At 48.8% G+C, this 19,582-nt stretch carries 19 protein-coding genes and 1 pseudogene; 5 read left to right on the plus strand and 15 right to left on the minus strand.

The window, feature by feature from the left end; all coding sequences use genetic code 11:
* Positions 1-32: 32 nt before the first annotated feature.
* The 8 genes from WGC32_RS11630 to WGC32_RS11665 all read right to left on the minus strand — a co-directional run bounded on the left by WGC32_RS11630 (position 33) and on the right by WGC32_RS11665 (position 8,540).
* On the minus strand, positions 33-215 hold the full coding sequence (locus WGC32_RS11630; protein WP_342682135.1) for a transposon-transfer assisting family protein: 183 nt from the start codon (positions 213-215) through the stop codon (positions 33-35).
* 24 nt (positions 216-239) lie between these two features.
* Positions 240-383, minus strand: a complete 144-nt coding sequence (locus WGC32_RS11635; protein WP_342682136.1) for a FeoB-associated Cys-rich membrane protein — start codon at positions 381-383, stop codon at positions 240-242.
* Positions 384-1,736, minus strand: a complete 1,353-nt coding sequence (locus WGC32_RS11640) for a radical SAM protein (protein ID WP_342682137.1) — start codon at positions 1,734-1,736, stop codon at positions 384-386.
* Between the two features lie 151 nt (positions 1,737-1,887).
* Positions 1,888-3,927 carry a ferrous iron transport protein B gene (gene feoB, locus WGC32_RS11645; RefSeq protein WP_342682139.1) on the minus strand — a complete coding sequence of 680 codons (2,040 nt, stop codon included), beginning with the start codon at positions 3,925-3,927 and terminating at the stop codon, positions 1,888-1,890.
* 6 nt (positions 3,928-3,933) lie between these two features.
* A complete protein-coding gene (locus tag WGC32_RS11650; RefSeq protein WP_050005266.1) occupies positions 3,934-4,149 on the minus strand; it encodes a FeoA family protein in 216 nt (71 codons plus the stop codon).
* An 11-nt stretch (positions 4,150-4,160) separates the two neighbouring features.
* Entirely contained in the window at positions 4,161-5,534 is a 1,374-nt protein-coding gene (locus WGC32_RS11655; protein ID WP_342682140.1) for an MATE family efflux transporter, read from the minus strand.
* Between the two features lie 151 nt (positions 5,535-5,685).
* Positions 5,686-5,949: a metal-sensing transcriptional repressor gene (locus WGC32_RS11660; protein ID WP_050005264.1), complete on the minus strand. Its 264-nt coding sequence runs from the start codon at positions 5,947-5,949 to the stop codon at positions 5,686-5,688.
* Positions 5,950-5,960: 11 nt separating this feature from the next.
* Positions 5,961-8,540 (minus strand): heavy metal translocating P-type ATPase, encoded by a 2,580-nt coding sequence (locus WGC32_RS11665; protein ID WP_342682141.1) that lies wholly within the window; start codon positions 8,538-8,540, stop codon positions 5,961-5,963.
* A gap of 433 nt (positions 8,541-8,973) precedes the next feature.
* Between WGC32_RS11665 and WGC32_RS11670 the strand changes: the two genes are divergently transcribed.
* Both WGC32_RS11670 and WGC32_RS11675 read left to right on the plus strand, forming a co-directional pair.
* Positions 8,974-9,192: a heavy-metal-associated domain-containing protein gene (locus WGC32_RS11670; protein WP_050005262.1), complete on the plus strand. Its 219-nt coding sequence runs from the start codon at positions 8,974-8,976 to the stop codon at positions 9,190-9,192.
* Positions 9,193-9,255: 63 nt separating this feature from the next.
* The gene (locus WGC32_RS11675; RefSeq protein ID WP_342682143.1) at positions 9,256-11,121 is read left to right on the plus strand and encodes a heavy metal translocating P-type ATPase; all 1,866 of its coding nucleotides are present in this window, start codon (positions 9,256-9,258) and stop codon (positions 11,119-11,121) included.
* 64 nt (positions 11,122-11,185) lie between these two features.
* On the opposite strand, the gene WGC32_RS11680 is transcribed toward WGC32_RS11675, so the two are convergent.
* Positions 11,186-11,548: an ArsR/SmtB family transcription factor gene (locus WGC32_RS11680; protein ID WP_050005260.1), complete on the minus strand. Its 363-nt coding sequence runs from the start codon at positions 11,546-11,548 to the stop codon at positions 11,186-11,188.
* A gap of 75 nt (positions 11,549-11,623) precedes the next feature.
* Here WGC32_RS11680 and WGC32_RS11685 point away from each other — a divergent pair, with 75 nt between their 5' ends.
* Positions 11,624-11,941, plus strand: coding sequence for an ArsR/SmtB family transcription factor (locus WGC32_RS11685; protein ID WP_050005259.1), 318 nt, complete (start codon positions 11,624-11,626; stop codon positions 11,939-11,941).
* Positions 11,942-11,989: 48 nt separating this feature from the next.
* Here the strand turns inward: WGC32_RS11685 and WGC32_RS11690 are convergent, their stop codons facing one another.
* Positions 11,990-12,508: a nitroreductase family protein gene (locus tag WGC32_RS11690; RefSeq protein WP_050005258.1), complete on the minus strand. Its 519-nt coding sequence runs from the start codon at positions 12,506-12,508 to the stop codon at positions 11,990-11,992.
* Between the two features lie 145 nt (positions 12,509-12,653).
* On the opposite strand from WGC32_RS11690, the gene WGC32_RS11695 reads away from it, so the two are divergent.
* Positions 12,654-13,007, plus strand: a complete 354-nt coding sequence (locus tag WGC32_RS11695) for a winged helix-turn-helix transcriptional regulator (RefSeq protein WP_342682146.1) — start codon at positions 12,654-12,656, stop codon at positions 13,005-13,007.
* A gap of 50 nt (positions 13,008-13,057) precedes the next feature.
* Here the strand turns inward: WGC32_RS11695 and WGC32_RS11700 are convergent, their stop codons facing one another.
* Positions 13,058-14,083 (minus strand): radical SAM protein, encoded by a 1,026-nt coding sequence (locus tag WGC32_RS11700; protein ID WP_342682148.1) that lies wholly within the window; start codon positions 14,081-14,083, stop codon positions 13,058-13,060.
* Between the two features lie 356 nt (positions 14,084-14,439).
* The gene (locus WGC32_RS11705) at positions 14,440-15,867 is read right to left on the minus strand and encodes a relaxase/mobilization nuclease domain-containing protein (protein ID WP_087221639.1); all 1,428 of its coding nucleotides are present in this window, start codon (positions 15,865-15,867) and stop codon (positions 14,440-14,442) included.
* A gap of 100 nt (positions 15,868-15,967) precedes the next feature.
* On the opposite strand from WGC32_RS11705, the gene WGC32_RS11710 reads away from it, so the two are divergent.
* Positions 15,968-16,675: a pentapeptide repeat-containing protein gene (locus WGC32_RS11710; RefSeq protein ID WP_087221641.1), complete on the plus strand. Its 708-nt coding sequence runs from the start codon at positions 15,968-15,970 to the stop codon at positions 16,673-16,675.
* A gap of 298 nt (positions 16,676-16,973) precedes the next feature.
* Here WGC32_RS11710 and WGC32_RS11715 read toward each other — a convergent pair whose 3' ends face one another.
* The 3 genes and pseudogenes from WGC32_RS11715 to WGC32_RS11725 form a co-directional block, all read right to left on the minus strand.
* Complete coding sequence (locus tag WGC32_RS11715; RefSeq protein WP_087221643.1) at positions 16,974-17,255, minus strand: CD1845 family protein; 282 nt, start codon at positions 17,253-17,255, stop codon at positions 16,974-16,976.
* 72 nt (positions 17,256-17,327) lie between these two features.
* A complete protein-coding gene (locus tag WGC32_RS11720) occupies positions 17,328-17,666 on the minus strand; it encodes a plasmid mobilization protein (RefSeq protein ID WP_087221645.1) in 339 nt (112 codons plus the stop codon).
* Positions 17,666-19,465: pseudogene (locus WGC32_RS11725) on the minus strand (helicase-related protein); the annotation flags it as partial. The gene WGC32_RS11720 and the pseudogene WGC32_RS11725, both read right to left, overlap by 1 nt.
* Positions 19,466-19,582: the final 117 nt, after the last annotated feature.

A 19,582-nucleotide genomic window follows, 5' to 3' on the forward strand; every position in this document is an offset into this window, starting at 1 on the left:
GCCCCCGCGCCCGGCGCTTCGCTTTTGCTTAATTACTCGTCCGTAAACTGGAACCGCTGCGCCTCAAAGTCGATATCGCTCATGGCATCCTGTTTGGCGGAGGTTTGGCGGGCCAGCGCCCGCATTTCCCCATCCATATCCGGTATGTCCGCCCGGACATCTGCCGCCATCCTGCGCCGGTCGCCTTTGTGATACAGTCTGAGACCCTTTGTCAAACATGGGCATCGGCCAGATACAGTTTATTTATTGCAATATTCTTTGCCTACACAGCCGGAGCAACCACCACCGCAGCAGGAACCATTCTTCCGATCCCGATGGATCTTCCGAACAGCCCATACCGCATAGAGAACAATCCCGACTACAATTACACCTGTTACAATCATTCAGACTCCTTTCTGGCCGGCACTCCACAACTCATCCGCCGTGGGCTGCCAGTTCTTTGCATACAGTTCGCACTTGTCGCAGAGATGGTCTACCGATTCCGGTGACTGCAAATCTGTCGATTTTGCACCGGTGCGCTTTACCATCTCTCTCAAGATCTGCGGGTTCTCCAGCAGAGGGCAGGGCCGCAACATATTCTTGTTGAATGGCTGCCCATCATGGTAAGCCATAAAGATTGGACTTTTCAGTGCCTCCAGCAAAGTGCAGTCATGGATGTTCACATTAGAGTAGTGAATGAATACGCAAGGCTCAACATCCCCGGCAGCATTGATATGTAGGTAATTACGCCCTCCGGCGATGCAGCCGCCCACATACTCCGCATCATTCTGAAAATCCATACTGAAGATCGGCTTTGTACTCCGAAATGCCCGAATACGCTCATAGACTGTTCTTCTCTGCTCCGGTGTTGGCAAAAACTCCGGAACCGCCTCATTGCCAACGGGCATATAGTGGAAAAACCACACGAACATAGCGCCCATGTTAATCATCATATCGAAAAATGATTCACTGCTGATGTCCTCATAGTTCGCGCTGGTATAGCAGGTGGAAACGCCAAAAGGCAGGTTATGTTCCCGCAGCAAATCCATGGCGTGCATGACCTTTTCAAAAACGCCGCTGCCTCTGCGCCCGTCATTTGCCGTTTCAAATCCTTCCAAGCTGATCGCCGGGACAAAGTTTTTTACCCGCAGCATCTCCTGGCAGAATGTTTCATCAATCAGCGTACCATTTGTAAATGACAGGAACGCACAATCAGGGTGCCGTTCACAGAGGGTAATCAGATCCTTTTTACGAACCATTGGCTCCCCGCCTGTGTAGATATACATATAAACGCCTAAATCCTTACCCTGCTGGATGATACGGTCAATCGTTTCCAGGCTCAAATTCAGCTTGTGGCCGTACTCGGCAGCCCAGCAGCCAGTACAATGCAGATTGCAGGCTGATGTAGGGTCCAGCAGAATTGCCCATGGAACATTGCATTTTTCTTTTTCCCGCATCTCTTCCTGGATGGCTCCACCTTTTAAGGCCGAATTGATGATGAAATTCTGGAACAAGGTTTTTCGCACGCCGGTATCCAACTGGTAGGCTTTCAAAATCAGCTCATACCAATTTCCCTTTTCATCAATCGCCTTTCGGAAGGCCGCCCGCTGGCTCTCATACCAGCCATCAGGCAAAGCCTTATCAATCAGATTCATGGCTTTTGGAATATTGGTTTCCGGATCTTTCTCCAGGTAATTCAATGCCATATTGACGGCCGCAGTGAAGGCCGTGTTTTTTACAGATTCAATAATACTCATTTTGTCTTTCTGCCGACAGAAATGGACTCTGCCAGCTTTCTCCCATTTTTATTCTTCGCGCAGAAGATTCCTTACTGCTAAAAATCCAACGCCAATCGCAGAAATAATGATGGCGAAACGTAAAAACTTTTTAAATGTCATAATTCCCACCTCACACAAGAAGTCCTATTCGATAAATAATAAAGGTAATGATCCATGCTACAACTAACTGGAACAGGGCGGACAACAGCATCCACCGGGTGCTGGCCGCTTCTTTGCGGATTGTTGCCAATGTAGCGGCACATGGAATGTACAGCAGGCAAAAAATCATCAGGCAGAAGGCATTAAGCTGCCCAAAGCCTGCTGCACCCAGGATACCAACCAGCGTGTCCATCCCCGCAGCAGAATTGATATTCGGGACCCCAAACAAGACGGCGCAGCTGGATACCACCACTTCTTTCGCGGAAATACCGGCAATCAAAGCGACGGCAATCTGCCAGAACCCTAATCCAATGGGAGCAAAGAACGGAACCAGCCAATGTCCCAAAATAGCTCCGAAACTCTCCGTCATTTCTGTTGTGTAGCCATGCGGCCCGAAATTCAGGATGATCCACATGAGAATAGAGGCCACAAAAATGGTGGTGCCCGCTTTGGTCAGATAGTCCTTTACCTTTTCCCAAACATAAATTGCAACGGTTCTGGAGCTGGGTGCTTTGTATTCCGGTAGCTCAATCAAAAGATAGTTTTCTGAAGTCCTGCGGTCAATCAAATGGATAACCGCCGCCACGAGGATCGCAACCACCAGACCGATCAGGTACATGGAATATGCCACCAGCATCGCACGCTCTGCGAAGAACATCTCTGCAAACAGGATGTAGATCGGCAAACGGGCGCTGCAGCTCATAAAGGGAGTAACCAGCATGACCTTAAAACGGTCTCGCCGGTTTTCCAGAGTTCGTGATGCCATAATTGCCGGGACGGTACATCCAAACCCCAGTATCATCGGAATAAAGGCCCTGCCGGATAACCCCAGCTTGCTCATAATCCCCTCCATGACATAAGCAACACGCGCCATATAACCGCTGTCCTCAAGGAAAGCCAGAGCAAGGAACAGGATGAAAATATTTGGAAGGAAGGTCAGAATACCGCCCACACCAGCAATAATGCCATCTACCAACAGAGAACGCAGCACATCGTTGACGCCAGCAGCAATCAATCCGCTGTTGACTGCGCCAGACAGGCTTTCTATTCCCAGTTCAAAATATCCCTTCAGCCAGTCTCCAATCGTAAAGGTAAGGAAAAAGACTAAGGCCATGATTGCCAGGAAAATAGGGATACTCCATCCCCGGTGGGTCAGCACACGATCTACTTTCTGTGTCAAAGCATCCTGGCGGTCTTTATTGACCAGCACTTCACGGATGACTTCCTGAATGAAATCGTACTTCTCGTTGATAATGTCGGATTCATAATTCCGGTCCAGCACATCTGGCAGATCCACCGGGTAATGCTCCTTGATTTCCTTATCCTGCTCCAACAGCTTGATTGCATACCAGCGGTAATTCGTCAGACCAGGATACTTCTTTTTCAGTTCCGCCATAATGAGGTCAATCTTATCCTCAATGGTATCGCTATAAACCATTGCGTACTCGGAATGGTGGTCATGCCGGTGTTTTGACGTATAGTTGTGATGATGGATCAGGCAATCCGGATCTTTGCAGTCTTTATGATGTGCCGCCGCATGAAGCAGCACATCAAGACCGGTCCGCTTTCTGGCGGAAACCGGAATGACCGGAATCCCCAGCATTTCCGGGAGCCTGTGCGTGTCGATCTCCATGCCCCGCTTTTCCACAATGTCCATCATGTTCAGAGCCAGTACAACCGGCTTGCCAAGTTCCAGAAGCTGCAGGGTCAGATACAGATTGCGCTCAAGTGCGGAGGCATCTGCAACATCAATAATTACATCGACTTCATCGCTGAGTATGAACTGTCTGGAAACCTGCTCCTCCATCGTATAAGAAGTCAGGCTGTAAGTACCGGGAAGGTCAACCAGGCGAATGGTCATATCATGGTCCTTGATGGCACCTTCCACCTTTTCAACGGTGACTCCCGGCCAGTTTGCCACTTTTAGGTTTGCGCCCGTATAGGCATTAAACAGTGTGGTTTTTCCGCAGTTTGGATTTCCGATGAAACCGATTGTCATACTTTCACTCATCAGAATTTACCCCACTAAAATATTCTTCGTGATATTGCGCCCCAATGCAAACCGGGTTCCTCGTATTTTCACAATCAGGATTCCATGCCCCTTGCTATTCAGTACCTCAATGGGCGTTCCTTGTGTCATTCCCAATGCTTCAAGGCGCTTTTCAATGTTGATCGGTAACTTTATTTCTTTTACTTTATAGCTGTTTCCTACGGTTCCGTCACAGAGATACATAGCGCCCCTCCTTACCGCAAAGCCTGCAAAGTGCGCGGCATTTTACGAAATTCAGACGCCATCATCGCAATCGTGATTACAACCAGAACCGCATCTGTCAGAGCAATCGCCAGCCATACGCCGCGAATGCCCAGGCCGCCGATCATCGGCAAGAGGACACACAGCGGAATAAAGAGGATAATCTGGCGGAACAGCACCAACCATGTGGCTTTATTCGCCTTACCCAAGGACTGGAACAGTGTGACCGCAATCAGAAAACTTCCCTGTAAAATGTAGGTGCTGAACATAATGCGGAAATTCGTCACTCCTGACGCTGCCACCCCCGGCGTTGTAATGAACATAGAAAGCACCTGCTCCGGGAGCAGCTCGGCGGGAATCCAGAACAGCAGGGACAGGACGGTGGCCGCCGCAATGAATACTTTGGTCAGCAGCTTTACACGGTCATAATCCTTTGCTCCGTAGTTCGTACCGGCCGCAGGCTGGAATCCCTGACTGATTCCCCACAGAGGGACAAAGGAGAAATTCCAGAACCGCAGGGCAGCACCCAAAAGGATCTGTGAAGTCTCTCCGCCATAGTTGGCAGCTACACGGTAAATCACGGTCTGCTGAACAAGGGTCAAAACCTGCATCAACAGAGCAGAGATGCCAACCGCAAGCACCTGACGGAGAATAGGCCCATCAATACGGATACGGCCTATTTTTACATTTGGACTTTTCTTTTTGAAATACCACACAGTAATCGCAGCCTGGACAAACTGGGACAGCACAGTAGCATAAGCAGCAGCCTCAATCCCCATCCCATAAGGATTCAGAATGGAAATAAAAATGGGGTCAAGGATAATGTTCAGGATAGCACCGCTGGCGATGATGAACATTGCTTTCTTGAGCTGGCCTTCTCCTCGGATCACCATGTTTGCGCTTTGGAAGAAGTTGACCAACAGAGAACCGGCGAATATAATCCTCAGATACTTTTCGGCGTAGTTCAGGATATTGTCACTGGCTCCGGCCAGAGATAAAAGCTGACGGGTAAAGACCATGCCGATGACTGTGTAAATCACAGACAGGATCACAACAGCGGCAACCAGATTGCCCATGATCCTCTTTACCGTATCGTTGTCCTTTTTACCAATGGCTCTCGATAAAACTGAGGCGGAGCCCACGCCCAACATGGCTGCGGAACCGGCGTTGATCAGGGTAAACGGATAGGAAACCGATACGGCTCCCATCTGAATATCCCCAACCATCTGTCCGACAAAGATGGAATCCATCATGTTATAGAGGCCCACAACGACCATGCCGAGGACCGCAGGGATGCTCAGCTCCAGCATCAGCGAGAAGGGGCGCTGTGTAAGCAGCTTTGTTCTTGTATCCAGTGATTGTTTCATCACGTTACCTCCTATTTGATATTAGCCACGTCTAACCATAAAAAGTATATAAAATTGCGGGGCGTTTGTACGCTCCAAACCGCAGGAATAGCAATCCAAACTGACACAAAATCAGGAGCGGAAAAGGCTGAACGCCTTTCCGCTCCCGGTATCATTGTGCCATTTTCTCCAGCAGTTTCAAGGCTTCTTCCAACTTTGGATTTTCAGCATCCGTTTGCAGCGCCTCCCGGACACAACTCCGAATATGGGCTTGCAATATCTGTTGGTTGGCGCTTTTAAGCAGTGCCATTGTTGCCTGAATTTGGGTAGATATATCCACACAATAGCGATCTTCCTCTACCATTTGCAGGATTCCGTCTATCTGCCCTCTCGCAATTTTCAGTTTGTGGGTGATGTCGCTCCTTTTTGCTTTCATAGGCAGGCCGATTACTGGATCTCGACAACCTGATAGCCAGCATCTTCGATAGCCGCCTTCAGCACATCGTCCGATAGGGTACAACCCATCTGTACCGTTGCCGACTTATCCTCCAGGCTGACTTCAACCTGTTCCACGCCCTGGATTTCCCGCAGTGCCTTATCGACGTGCTTTACGCAGTTCCCGCAAACCATACCTTCAATCTTCAGTGTCTTTTCCATGTGAATTTCTCCTTTTCTATCTTCTTTGCTATTTGATGAGCTGTCTGACTGGAATGTCCCCAGCTCCATAGAGGAAATGTGTTTCGCCTTAAACCATCTTAACCGCAGCGCATTGGATACAACAAATACGGAACTGAAACTCATGGCAAAGGCTCCGATCATCGGGTTCAACTTCAACCCAAAAGACAAATAGAACAATCCGGCAGCTACCGGAATCCCGATGACATTATAAATAAATGCCCAGAACAGATTTTGCTTGATATTACGGATAACCGCTTTGCTGAGCTGTACGGCGGTAGACACATCCAGCAGATCGCTTTTCATCAAAACAATATCCGCTGACTCAATCGCAACATCTGTACCTGCTCCGATGGCGATACCAACATCGGCTCTGGCAAGGGCAGGAGCGTCATTGATACCGTCTCCCACCATGGCAACCTTTTTCCCTTCGCTTTGCAGCCGCCGTATCTCTTTCTCTTTATCCTGCGGAAACACTTCCGCTACAACTTGATCCACGCCAACTTGACGCCGGATGGCCTCTGCGGTCTTAGCGTTATCTCCGGTCAGCATAACTACTTCAAGCCCCAATCGGCTCAACTCCTGCACCGCCTGCTTGCTGGTGGGTTTCACCACATCTGCCACGGCAATCACACCGATCAACTCTCCTCCACAGGCAAAGAACAATGGCGTTTTTCCGTCCATAGCCATGTCCTCGCCAAGCTGAAGAAGATGGCCGCCTTCAATCTGATGGTTGTTCAGCAACCGGCGATTTCCGGCCAAACAGAGGTCAGTCCCGATTCTTCCGACAATTCCCTGGCCTGGAATCTGTGTAAATTCACTGACCGGCAGCAGCGGAAGTTTCTCATTATCTGCCTCTGCCACAATCGCATCTGCCAGCGGGTGTTCCGACAGCTTTTCCAAGGAAGCTGCAATCTGCAAAAGTTCCTTTTTCTGAATGCCTGCCTTGCAGAGCAGATCCGTTACCACCGGGGTTCCCTGTGTAATGGTTCCTGTTTTATCCAGAACAACCGTATTGATGTCGTGAGCCGTTTCCAGGGCCTCCGCCGATTTGATTAAGATTCCGTTTGTTGCGCCTTTTCCGGTTCCCACCATGATGGCGGTGGGAGTAGCCAGCCCCAACGCGCAGGGACAGGAAATGACTAAAATAGAGATACCGATGGACAGGGCAAATTCAAATCCGTACCCTAACAGCAGCCATATAATGATTGCAATCAGGGAAATGCTGATGACTACCGGCACAAACACACCGCTGACCTTATCTGCCATTTTTGCAATGGGAGCTTTGGAGCTGGTCGCTTCATCCACCAGCCGGACGATTTGAGCCAATGTGGTATCATCCCCCACTTTGGTGGCCTGCATTTTGAAATAGCCGGACTTACTGGTCGTTGCACCGATCACTTTGTCCCCAATGTGTTTTTCTACAGGGATGCTTTCGCCGGTCAAGGCGGATTCATCAATGGACGCAAAGCCTTCGATAACGGTTCCATCCACCGGCACCGATTCACCGGCTTTTACGATTATGGTTTCACCCAACTGCACTTCTTCCACAGGTATCTGGAATTCCTGACCATCCCGTTCCACCGTAGCGGTCTTAGGGGCCAGATTCATCAGCTTTGTGATTGCATCTGAGGTCTTACCTTTGGCGCGGGCCTCCAGCGTTTTCCCCAAGGTAATGAGCGTGAGGATCATGCCTGCGGATTCAAAATACAGGTCCATCATAAAGCTATGGACCGTAGCCATATCCCCATGGCCGAACCCAATGCCGATCTTATATATGGCGTAGATACCATAAATGATTGCGGCGCTGGAACCTATGGCAATCAAGGAATCCATGTTGGGGGAGCCGTGGAATAAGGTCTTAAACCCCATCCGGTAATATTTGAAATTGATAAATACCACCGGAATCAACAAAAGAAACTGGGTAAATGCAAAGCTGATTGCATTTTCCATTCCCAGCAGAAAACCGGGGAGCGGCCACCCCATCATGTGTCCCATGGAGATGTAAAACAGTGGAATCGTAAAAAGCGCGGAAAGCAACAGCCTTTGTTTCATTTGCTTGTATTCGGCTTGAGCCGTACTGACTTCCGCTTTCGATGCTGGTGCAGGTGAGCGGTTTTTGCTTTGAGCAGAGGTCTTTGGTATGGCTCCATATCCGGCCTTTTCAACAGCCTGGACGATTCCCGCCGTATCCAGAACGGATTCGTCATAAGAGGCAACCATGCTGTTTTTCAACAGATTGACCGATACTTCTTTGATTCCGGGCAGCTTGCCGACGCTCTTTTCGATCCTGGCAGAGCAGGCCGAACAGGTCATGCCCGTAATATCAAATTGTTCTTTTTGCAAAATCATCCCTTCTTTCTGAAATATATTTTTGCGCCGCAGTACCCCTCCCCCGTAGGGAACTAAAAACTGTTATGAAAAGGGGCTTTCGGTATCTTGGGGGAAAGATGCCGCCGCCCCGATCACAAAGTCTGCGTGCAAGGTCTTTGACCGTTTTTCATTATAGACATTGGCTTGATTGGTTGTCCGCTCCGATAGGCAGGTTTTCAAATCCAATCAGCCTAATTTGGAAAAATCAGATGGCGAATGTCTGTGAAAATGTGTCACTTTTAAACCTTAAATCCAATTAGCAGGTTTTATAATCCAAAGGGCAGAACCCTTTCCCAATCCATTGACTTTAAGCCGTTGTGTGAATATACTGTGCCCGTAACAGTTAAATGAATGTTTAATTGTTCGGCCATGTCAAACCAACCAAATACTAAAAGGAAAGGGGGTCTTTGTGATGAAAAAGACCATTAAGCTGATCGACCTTGACTGCGGCCACTGTGCCGCCAAGATTCAGAAAGCCGTACAGAAAATCGACGGCGTAAATGACGTGGAAGTGAACTTCCTGAGCCAGAAGATGGTTCTGGATGCTCCGGATGACCGCTTCGATGCAATTCTGGCTGAGGCCAAGGCGCTTATCAAAAAGATTGAGCCGGATGTGACGGTCAAGGCGTAAGAAAAGCTGAACACCGGCTGCCAGAAACGGCAGCCGGTGTTTGACTGAAAGGAGATGTTTATTATGACACGAAAACAAAAGCACCTGCTTTTCCGCATTATCATTGCGGCAGTGCTGTTCGCTGCCGGCAGTCTGCTCACACTTGATTCGACTGCGGAAATGGCAGTATTTCTGGTCTGCTATGTTGTAATCGGCTGGGATATTGTCTGGAAGGCTCTCACCAATATCCTGCATGGACAGGTATTCGATGAAAACTTTCTGATGACGATTGCCACTATTGGCGCACTGATCTTAGGAGAACACTCCGAGGGCGTAGCCGTTATGCTGTTCTATCAGGTAGGGGAATGGTTCCAGTCCTATGCGGTTTCCAAATCCAGAAAATCCATTGCAAGCCTGATGGATATTCGCCCTGACTATGCAAATGTAGAACGGAATGGAAAACTTGAACAGGTCGATCCTGAAGAAGTAAACATCGGGGATACGATTGTAGTAAAGCCTGGTGAACGGGTGCCGCTGGATGGTAAAATCATCAAAGGCACGTCCGCTTTGGATACATCTGCTCTCACCGGCGAATCCATGCCCCGTGACGTGGAACCTGGGATGGAAGTAATCAGCGGGTGCATCAACCAGACAGGCATCCTGACCATTCAGACCACTAAAAAGTATGGGGAATCCACTGTTGCAAAAATTTTGGACCTTGTGGAGAATGCCAGCGATAAAAAAGGAAAAACAGAAAACTTTATCAGCCGTTTTGCCCGCTACTACACCCCGATTGTGGTCTTTGCAGCGATTGCCCTTGCAGTTCTGCCGCCTCTTGTCACTGGACAGCCATTCACAGTCTGGATTTACCGGGCGCTGACCTTCCTTGTGATTTCCTGCCCCTGCGCTCTGGTTATCTCTATTCCGCTTAGTTTCTTTGGCGGCATCGGCGGTGCATCCAAAATCGGCGTCCTTGTCAAAGGCAGTAACTATTTGGAATCGCTGGCCCATACGGAGGTTGTGGTATTCGATAAAACCGGCACCTTAACAAAGGGTTCTTTTGCGGTCAGCCAGATCAATGCAGTAAGCATGAAAGAGGCACAGCTTTTGGAGCTGGCAGCTTATGCCGAGGACTACTCCAACCATCCGATCTCACTCTCCATAAAAAAGGCGTATGGTAAGAAGATCGACCACAGCCGCATTAGTGATGTGCAGGAAATTGCCGGTCACGGCGTCCGCGCTGTCATAGATGGGAAAACAATTCTCGCTGGCAACGCAAAACTGATGGATAGAGAAGGAATTGCCTATATCCCCTCGAATGCCATTGGTACAGTCATCTATCTGGCCTGCAACGGAAAATATGCTGGTTATATTGTCATTGAAGATGAAATCAAAGCAGATGCTCCGTCTGCAATCAAAGCGTTAAAGGAAGTCGGCGTCAGGAAAACCGTCATGCTCACCGGCGATGCAGATGCCGTCGGAAAGAAAGTGGCGCAAAAGCTGGGGCTGGATCAGGCATATACCGAATTGCTCCCGGCGGACAAGGTTGACCGTGTAGAAATGATGCTCCGGCAGACCACCGAAAAGGGGAAACTGGTGTTTGTTGGCGATGGAATCAACGATGCGCCTGTGCTTGCTCGTGCGGATGTAGGTATTGCCATGGGCGGTCTTGGCTCCGATGCGGCGATTGAGGCTGCGGACGTGGTTTTGATGACAGATGAACCCTCGAAGATCTCCGCAGTTGTCCAGATTGCCAGAAAGACAATCCGTATTGCAAATGAGAATATCGTGTTTGCTCTCGGCGTCAAGATTTTAGTTTTGATTTTGGGAGCTACTGGATACGCAAATATGTGGGCAGCCGTTTTTGCAGATGTTGGCGTATCGGTCATCGCTATTCTAAATGCGATTCGAGCGATGCGGGTAAAGAAATTCCTCCCCGCGACACGTTGACAGACAAGCAGGGATATAAGAATGCGCCGCTGTCCATTGTGGAAACAGCGGCGCATTTCACTTATCAATCAGTCGGACAAGATATTTCAAACAAGGCATCAACGGTTTTATGGAGAAGTTTTGCAGGGCCTGTGTTGGATAAAGTATAGTAGACTTCCTTTCCCTCCCTGCGGCTGGTAATCAGGCCGCTGCTTTTCAGATTTTTCAAGTGGTGGGAAATGGCCGGTGCGCTCATTTGTACCGCTGCCGCTAAATTGCAGACACATTCCTCACTGTGGCACAACAGCCACAGGAGCCGCAGGCGTGACGGATCACTCAACTGCTGAAAAAGGATCGCTATATCCCGGAAGTTTTCTTCCGCAGGCATTTTATCTAAAACTTTATCAATGTCTTGACCATGATTATGGGGCAAATGGTAGTGCGACATATCGGCCGCCTCCTTTCCAAAAATAGAATACCCGCAAATAGTACAGCTGTCAAATACGAAAGATTGGAGGTCACTATGGAGCAACAGCAAAAATCATGCGTACTTATACCTGACGCAGCGGACATAGATCGGTTATCTGAGCTGCACAAAGCAATGGGCGATTTCACTCGCATGAAAATCCTATGGGCGCTTATGGGCCGGGAATATTGCGTGAATGAACTGGCCACGCAAATGAATATGTCCGAATCCGCAGTTTCCCATCAACTGAAAATTCTAAAATTTGCAAAGCTGGTTTCCCCACATAAAGTCGGGAAAAATGTATTCTACGCTTTATGCGACGAACATATCAAGTGGATTTTAGAAGAAACCTACGCCCATATCTCTGAAAGATAAAGAGGCGCAGCCCTGTGAAAAAGGGTTGCGCCTCGGTACGGCGATTGTTTACAGCATATCGTAGGAAACCAGTTTATCCATAGGAATGCGCTGAGCGGCAAAGCGGTTCGGATCGCCCTCGCCCTCGGCGGAGTAGCCGATAGCGAGGATATTGATCGGCTCCAGATTGGCAGGCAGATGAAATGCCTTGCTCAGAACGTCCGGCTTAAAGTAGCATACCCAAACACTTCCCAGGCCCAGTTCCGTTGCCTGGAGCATCATGTGGTCAGTCAGGATAGAGGCGTCAATGTCGCCAGTCTGCTTTTTGTCAAAGGGCCGCACCCATGCTTTGTTGTGGTCTGCACACACGATAATTGCCAGCGGCGCTCCATAAACCTCGGCGGCCTCGCCCACCTTCGCAAGGGCCTCATCACTCTGGGCAACAATCAGATGAACCGGCTGAAGATTAGCTGCCGTCGGAGCAACGTGCGCGGCCTCCAAAATTTTGGCCAGCTTTTCAGGCTCCACCTTCTGATTGGTATAGTTCCGGACAGAGAAACGCTTTTTAGCGATTTCAAGTAATTCCATAGTTATAACATCCTTTCTGTGTGTTCTATATGTCAAATCAACCATCGACTATATTGTAGCACCGCAAATTTTTTTCACAAGAATGTACTTTCCGGGAAGATAGTACCCAAAAGGAAAGTGCTCTTTCGTCAAGGGAGGTACGAATATGCAAGCAGAAAACTTTAGTTGCCCTGTGGAGGCGACATTATCCTTGATCGGTGGTAAATATAAGCCACTCATCTTATGGCATCTTATCGAACAGCCACTTCACTACATGGAGCTTCAGCGGCTCATTCCAAAGGCCACAGCGAAGATGCTTTCGCAGCAGCTCCGGGATCTTCAGCAAAGCGGACTGGTTTCCAGAGAAGTAATACCGGAAAATCCTCCAAAGACAATCTATTCTTTAACATCCTTTGGGAAAAGCATTGTCCCCGTTTTGGAGGCTATGTGTAATTGGGGAACCAGTTATCTGGACGGACTGGATGTGCAGCTCCCTTGCTGCCCATCCATGAGAAAATAAAGAATCCGGCACAGCAGATGCAGACGCATTAAGCTGTGTCGGATTTCTTTTTATATCTGGGACTGTCGTACATAATTGCACAGGAATGCAAAATCCACATTGGGATCTTTCTTTTTGATTTCGTCCATATATAATCGAGCCTGACTGCGCAGCTCCGACTTTTTCAGATCGTCCAAAAAGAAGAATACATTAAACCTACGACCTACGGCAAATAACAATCGTTCCTCTGGTGGGAGGCTCAGAAAGCGGTCGATGTCTGAAAGCATCTGATCTTTCTCTGAGAGTAAATTGCCCCTCACTTCTAAAAGCAGATTTACAATATGTTCGTTCACATAGTAACTGTTCATCTCTTTCAGACACTGTAAAAACAACCGTTGCTCCCGAACGATTTCTTCCTCCGATTGCAGCGAAATAGTCCCCTCTTGGATAAGCTGCCACATCATCGTTCCTGGCTTAAAACCAGTAGCATGAACACGGATAAAATCGGGCCGTATAATGTTGAGTGCATTCGCTGTTTTTCGTGCATTTTCTTCGGAGTATTCTTTCCCACCAATTCCCAGCAAAATAAATTCCGATAATGTCATATTTGCTTCTTTCGCCAGACAGCCGCTTTGTATAACTGTATTGGAATCAAAGCCTTTATTGACGAGCTGAAGAACACGGTCTGATCCTGTTTCCATCCCGCAATACAGATGGTTCAGACCATATTCCCGTAACAGTTTCAGTTCTGATAGAGATTTGCGCGTTATACTGTCAGCGCGGGCATAAGTAGTGACGGACTCCAGTGCGGGAAAGTAGTGATGCAGGGCATCCAGAATTTTTAGCAGATACTCTGTTTTCAATACCAAGGCATCTCCATCTTGTAAAAAACAGGATTTGTACCGTTGGTTACTGCGCTGTTCTGATTGTACTTTTATATCGCTGATTATATCCTCTATTGGACGCATGGAAAATTTCATGGATTTATATAATCCGCAAAAATAACATTTATTCCAGTGACATCCTCGCGTTACACGAATGAGCAAGCTGTTACTCTCAGAAGGTGGACGAATCGGCCCTATTTCAATATCGTTCATTTTAAACATCCCCTTTTGGTGTATTTATTTGAATGGTAACATGAGGTTTCATTACTCACAAGAACGCACTTTTTGGGTAGGAGCTTTCTTTATGGGTAGTAATTTGCAAGCAATGGAAAGGAATATCCTTTCCCGCTTGTTGGGGGGTTCCCCAAACCCCCGGCCCGACAAAAATGTGCGGGCCGAACACCATACGGGGCATGGTGGCTTGCGCGTCCAAAAGGACGCTTCTCTGCCGGAGGCATAGCAAAAGCCGGAGGCCGCGTCAAGGGTAAATAAATGCGCTTCGCGCACCCCTGACACAGCCCCCGGCTTTTCCTTTTGGGCAGACAAGGCGGCAAACCCGCAAAGCGGTTTTACCGGCCCTGCTCCTGATTGTTTTCTTTCTCCTGCTGGTACTCCTGCACCTGCTCAATCCTTAACAGTGCGTCCACATTGGCTTTCACCGTCTGCAATTCCTGGTTCTCTTTCCTAAGCCGCTTATAATCTTCATAGGCGGCCTTTTTCTTCGCCAGCAGGTCGTTGTATTCCGCCTGTAAGGTCTTGACCGTCGGCAGCTTCTTTTCTCCAAATTCATCAAAGGCTCGTTTGGCAGCTTCGTGTAAAAGCAGTTCCGCTTCATGGGCTGCCCGGAACCGTGCCTTTTCCCTGGGGCTAGCTTTCCGGTAGGCCACATAGGTGTCGCGTGTTTTCGCATAATTGATGATGTGCTTTTTCAGATCAGCGATCTGCTCCATCCGGTGTTCGTATTGCTTGATAGCCGTTGCCGTTTTTTCAAAATTCTCTGATACGGAAGCGGTCCGTGCTGCCAGTAAATCATAGTCCGTGATGTTATGCTCGGTCAGATAATTCAGCGTTTTCGCCGCTTCCTTCAGGTTGTGGATTTTCAGCCAGCGTTCATAACCTGGCCCGCGTCCCTGCAAGCGGCTCTGAATGTCCAAAAGCAGATTGACCCGCCCATTCTTTTGAAGCGGTGCGGCTCGCCGGCGTGGGCGTTTTACAGGCTGTCCAATGCGCTCTTTTATGGCCTCCGGCGTGTAGTCGGCTCCCAGCGTTTTTGCACGGGTAAACCGTTCCTGCCCCTCGCTGGCCAGACGAAAACTCAATGCTTTCCGTGTGGTCTGAATCTCATATCCTTCCCGGCGCATGGCCGCCAGAAATTCATCATAGCTGGACACCGTAGGCAGCACCCGGTCAATCGTCCGGCGCAGCTTATCCTTCCAGCTTGTACCGCGCCGTGCGTTCGCCCACTCTGCATAGTGTTTGCCCTTTTCTTTTGGCTGTTCAATCACAGACAGGCCGTGTTCCCGGCATAATCGGTCATTGATTTTCCGGATCGTCTGGTAGGTATTCCGGTAATTATTGAATTTGTGTGTGCAATCCAGAGTAGTGCTGTTAAATTCGATGTGACAGTGGATGTGCTTTTTATCCACATGGGTAGCAACAAGGAACTGGTGCTGCCCGCCGGTAAACTCTAAAGCCAACTGATACCCCAGCTTGTTTGCATCCTCCGGCGTGATTTCCCCAGGCTTAAAGGACTGGATAATCAGATAGGAAATCACATCGTTTTCCGGGGCGCGTTTCCGGCCGGTTTCCGCTTCATAGATCTGCTTGCTGAGAGCAAATTCCTGCCATGCGGTATCTGCGCCGCACTGATAGGAGGACACCAGTAGCCCGCCTTTTGTCTTATCCGGATTCTTGTCATAGTCAATCCGGTCTTTCAAGACTGCCGCAATACTCCGCCCTTCACTGGCGTGGCGCGGTTTGATTTTTGAAATTGCCATCTGCTGGCCCTCCTTTCATACTGTAGTTATGTTTTGAAATTAGAATAGACAGTGTTATTAAATTGCATTAAAATAAGGGCTAAGGACAGGTGATATAATTATGGGAAAAGGAAAAAAGAATCGTAAGGCGAAACGAGCAGAAAAAGCTAAACAGCGCAGGGAAATCAGGATAAAAATGGGAAAACCAACTTATCTTACACTAATTCGTTGTCCTCGGCCAATAACAGAAGTCGCAAATCACTATACATACAAAGCAACCATTTACCGAACCTCCTATAAAAAAGCGAATATTCATAATGTACGTTGGCAGGCATCTTCTTTAACTTATTGTAATTTTAGTAGTTCACATTGTTTAGGTGTTGATTTTTTGAATTCAAACTTGAAAAAGAGTTCTTTTAGAAATGCAGTTTTAGAGGATGTAGTATTTTGCAACTGTAATCTAAAAGACGCTGACTTTACTGGAGCCAAATTTAAACGAGTTGCGTTCATCACCACAAACACAAGTGTTGCCAAAAATCTCATTTTAAACGAAGAATGTCATGTTTATAGAACATATCCAAAGTTAGAACTGATGCCAGAAACTGAAAAGGCATTACTTCAACTTAGCGAATATTCTTCTCTATATAAGTATGGTGTCTTATTTGTCAACAAGAATAAGTTAAACAAGTGGATTCTTCAATTTTTGATTGACATATATGGTTATGCTTCCTTACGAGCGTTGATTGCGCTGAAAGGGAAAAAGAACAAGCGCTGCTTATATTCAGTTCACTCATATATGAAACATATTGAAAACTACTTAAAACTGTGATACACTGACTTTGTCCTGCTCCGGAGCCAGAAATGGTGTATGCTATTTGTATAATCGAGGACATAAAACAGTAGCAAGTATTCGAGGGGGGATGTCTATGATAAATGATGTTTTAGCGTTTGTTTCTTTTGGAGCATTTTTGTTGGAATTATTGTTTAGTAGTAGCGTCCTGCCCCGATTACTCGGGGTTTATTTGAATTTTAAGTCTATGCAATCTGTGTGAACGAGTTGCATAGGCTTTTTATATTAAAAAGGGGCGCAGCCCTCATAAAAAGAACTGCGCCCAATGGAACATGGATTAGATTGATTTTAACATCCGGTTAAAGTCGGCCACCCGCTCTGTCAGCCAGGAAGCTGCCATCGGCAAGCCGTAGGGACTGACCAGCCATGCCAGTATCATAAACCCGACAAAGCCATCCACCCGACCGGCAAACAACACCAGCAGCCCGATCAGGAACAGCAGCACCGCCACGATACCGAGTATCATACCGGAGAACAGGCAGACGAAGCGGCAGAAGGCCACCAGAACCGTCAAAACAAGAACAACAGGGAATAGCAAAATTTTCAGAAGTATTCTCATAGGGCGCGACCTCCTTTGAAGCTGTTTACAGGCTCACTATATCACATTAAAGCGCGAAAGTAAAGGCGTGATTCACAAATCAGACAGTTTTCCCAGGAGGGTACTGACCGCGCCCCAAAGTTCCCGGTATCGTTCCTGCAGGTCGGCTACATCCTCCTGATAAAGATTGCCCGTGCTGTTCACCCGTTTGGCGATCTGGTTTAAGTTATTGGCGCAGTTTCGCAGCAGGGACACCAGGGCTTTGAAGTCGGACATATCCACCTGCACCGCATACCCGTCTACCGCCATTTTCCGTAAGTAGGCCCGCTGGTTGTGAATACCAAGCTGCGCCATCTTTTTCTCAATGATTTTCTTTTCCTCCGGCGACACCTTGAAGTAAAGCGGAATGGTGCGCCCACTGCGTGGTTTCATCAGATTGCCACCTCCATATCCTTGCCTTTTTGTGGGGTGGAAGCGGTAGCCGCAGCTTCAACCCCAAGGCGTTTTAACATTCCTTTGATAGAGGGTTTTCCTCCGTCCAGTTCCTCTTTGTCCCGTTCCCGCTTGCCAGTGGATTTCCCATCCATATTCAGAGCAATCCGCAGCACATTCAGGCGGGATGTCTTTTCAGCCAATTCCTGCTCCTGGGGGAAGGGACGCTTCACTTCCAGTTTTGCTTCTTCCATTTGCGCGTTCAGGTTTTCCAGCTTACCACGGTTCTGCTCCAAATGATCCGCGATGGCGGCCAGAGCATTTTCCAGACGGGCGATGTTGCCCACCGGGTCGCTTCCCAACTCAATCGTATGGGAAAGGCTGTGCTTCATTGTCACCTGGAATTTCTGTGTGGAAGTATCGGCCCATAGGGTCATGGGAAAGCCGCGATACTCGCCCAGGGGCACCCGCTCCGCAACATCGGTCATTTTCGTACAGGCATCAATGATGGCCTGACCTGCGGCCTTGCGCTCTGTGTAGGTCTGGCCTGCCACCGTAATGGAGAAATGCTCCTTATCCGGCAGAGGGTGGGCCTGAACGACGGCCAAATCCTGTTCCAATCCCGTGATCTGTTCCTGTGTGCGGCTGATTGCTTTCGGGAAAAACTGAATCAACTGATCTTCCAGTTGATACCGCTGTCCCTCATGGTTGGCTTTCAGAAGTTTCAGCTTCGTCACCTGGCTGTCCAGATCGGTCATCTCAATAATGCGCGGGTCACCGGAAGCCAGGGCCTTGACTTCGGCATAGCTTAAAGCGGCTTCGTCCACGTCCTCACAGGAACGGGAGGGATTTTTGCCGCTCATCAACTGGCCGATGAATTTCTGCTTGTTCTCCAAAATGCTCCAGTTATACGCGTCAAAGGTATTCTCCGTAACGTACTTATATATCTTGACCGTTTTATTGATATTCCCTTGCCGCAGGATACGACCTTCGCGCTGCTCAATGTCGGCAGGCCGCCAGGGGCAATCCAGATGGTGCAGCGCAGCAAGACGGGTCTGGACGTTGGTGCCCGCGCCCATTTTTGCCGTGGAGCCAAGCAGCACACGCACCTGGCCTTTCCGTACCTTTGAGAAAAGTTCCGCTTTCTGAACCTCTGTCTTTGCGTCATGGATAAAGGCGATTTCCTCCGGCGGTACGCCCTGGGCCATCAGCTTTTGCTTCATATCGTCATAGACATTAAAGGAACCGTCCCCCTTTGGGGTGGACAGGTCGCAGAATACAAGCTGCGTCCCCTTGATTTTCTCCGTATCCCGCCATACCTGCAACACATTCCGGACGCAGGTGTTGACCTTGCTTTCCGGATCGTCCGGCAGCGTCGGGTCAGACAATCGCTGATCCAGAGCAAGTTTACGGCCATCCGAGGTGATTTTTAACATATTGTCCTCGCGTGGCTCCACCTCACGATTGCGTACTGCTTCGGCCCGTTCTCCCAGGTCGGCCACCAAATCCCGCTGGAAGTCGCTGGGGGTGGTGACTTCGGTGATTTTCTCCGCCTCCGGAACCGGCAGTCGCAGCATATCCGCCGTTTGAATGTCAGCGGCCTCCCGCCACATGGCCATGAGTTCCGGAAGATTGAAAAACTTTGCGAACCGGGTTTTACTGCGAAAGCCGGTTCCCTCCGGGGCCAACTCAAGGGCAGTGGTGGTTTCGCCAAAGTTTGCCGCCCAGCTATCGAAATGCTCCAGGCCGCTGGACTTTAACAGGTCATATTGCAGGTAGCGCATCATGGTATAGAGTTCATAAGGTAGGAAACGCCACGCCATACTTCCTTTCGTCCGTGGTCTTGGCGTAACCCCCTCCAGAACCGTGCTTACACCTCTCGATGTACACGGCTCGCCATCTTTCATAGTTTAAGT

Source organism: Zongyangia acetica, assembly GCF_038739695.1.
Lineage (GTDB): Bacteria > Bacillota > Clostridia > Oscillospirales > Ruminococcaceae > Zongyangia > Zongyangia gallinarum.